The organism is Cytobacillus firmus NBRC 15306 (genome assembly GCF_001591465.1).
In the GTDB taxonomy this organism is placed as follows: Bacteria; Bacillota; Bacilli; order Bacillales; family Cytobacillaceae; genus Cytobacillus; species Cytobacillus firmus.
In genome coordinates this window covers 1-1,399 of the sequence record NZ_BCUY01000212.1, presented here as the reverse complement: position 1 = coordinate 1,399, position 1,399 = coordinate 1, and the positions used below count along the sequence as shown (strand labels likewise).

Genomic DNA, 1,399 nt, shown 5'->3' with positions numbered 1-1,399 from the left:
ATTGAGTCAAGTTTTTGTTGGAACTATTTTTCGGTAGTTTTTCTCTCTTCTTTTTCGTCGCCTTCATAAAGATTTTTGTGAACGCTTTCCAGTCCTCGTACTTTGTCAAAATTTAGAGAATGGCAATTTTAAAAACCCCGAAGTGCTTTCAATGCATGATATACTGGTTTTCCTTTTTGCCTCGTTAGGTACGACAGGTTATTTCTTGTTGCCTCACCAGCTGAATTTTTTAACTTTTCCACGTAATGTTTTGGTTGTTTTTCAAGTGAATGGTCATCGAGTCCATTTACTTTTCCTAAGAGGGTCTTGATTTCCAACTTATCTTTTAGTCCAACCATAAAGTCGATAAAGGCATTAAGACCAGTATCACACCAACTGCGACCGTTCTTTAGACGCTTGGCAAATACACTCATTGTCCCTTCAGATGCCCCCATTGTCCGATAATTTGATGTATCTATTCCTTTTTCCTTTAGCCATTCTCTGTAATCACCCAACGCATTTGGATACTTTGATAATTGGTTAATAAATTGTTCTAATCTTTCCTCTGCCTCCTCATCTTCTAGGGTACCCACTGCACTATTGAGTTCCGTAAGGAAGCTTTCTACATCATATTTAGCTAACTTCTTTCGGATTTCTCTGTATCTTTTATGGCCTTTAAATAGACTTTTTACCTCTTTAGCTACATGAAATCGGTCAAGTGTATAGAACGCATTTTTAAAGTATTCCTGGCATGCTGTGATCCATCCAGCTCCATCGCCGTTAATTATCAAGTAATGTTCCTTGGGGTTATAGCTGTAATTATCGATTAGAAACTGTTCAAAACCTTCCCAAAACGGCACTTTTCCTTTATGGATATAATGCCTTTTAGAAACTAGACTGGTTCTTTTTCCGTTCACAATCCAACCCTCATGGACTGCTGCAATTTTTTCTTCTTTACCACGTCGTTTGGTTCGTTGTCTTTTGACATAGAGCCCATCCACTTCTACAAAGAGGACCTGTCTCACTTGGTCAGTTGGCTTTTGATATTTAACCTCGGTTTGAAGAATATGTTGCCGAATTGTTTCATGGCTAATTACCTTATAACCAAGAAGCTTCTCAAGCATAGAGGATGCATGCCGGTAAGATGTTCCTTCAACAGCCATTTCCATAGCCAACGTTTCTACGAGGGGACTAAATCCTTTAGAGCCCTCAAACTCTAAGTATTGATCCAAAAGGTAAACATAGTGTCCATTGATTCTGTCTTTGTAATAGTTTCGCTGAATGAGTACAGGACCGAACGAAGTATCCATTTCTACGGACCGTTTATCCTGGAGATAGTATCTTTGTTTATCTCTGTTATCCGCAATATGTTGATCCATGTCTTCTAATATTTTTACTAGTACGTCCCCAAATGTTTTTT

General features: G+C 38.3%; 1 protein-coding gene. It reads right to left on the bottom strand.

Going from position 1 to position 1,399, the window contains the following annotated elements; all coding sequences use genetic code 11:
• Positions 1-128 precede the first annotated feature (128 nt).
• A partial coding sequence (locus tag BFI01S_RS21885) for an ISLre2 family transposase (RefSeq protein ID WP_235831269.1) occupies positions 129-1,399 on the bottom strand: 1,271 nt, incomplete at its 5' end.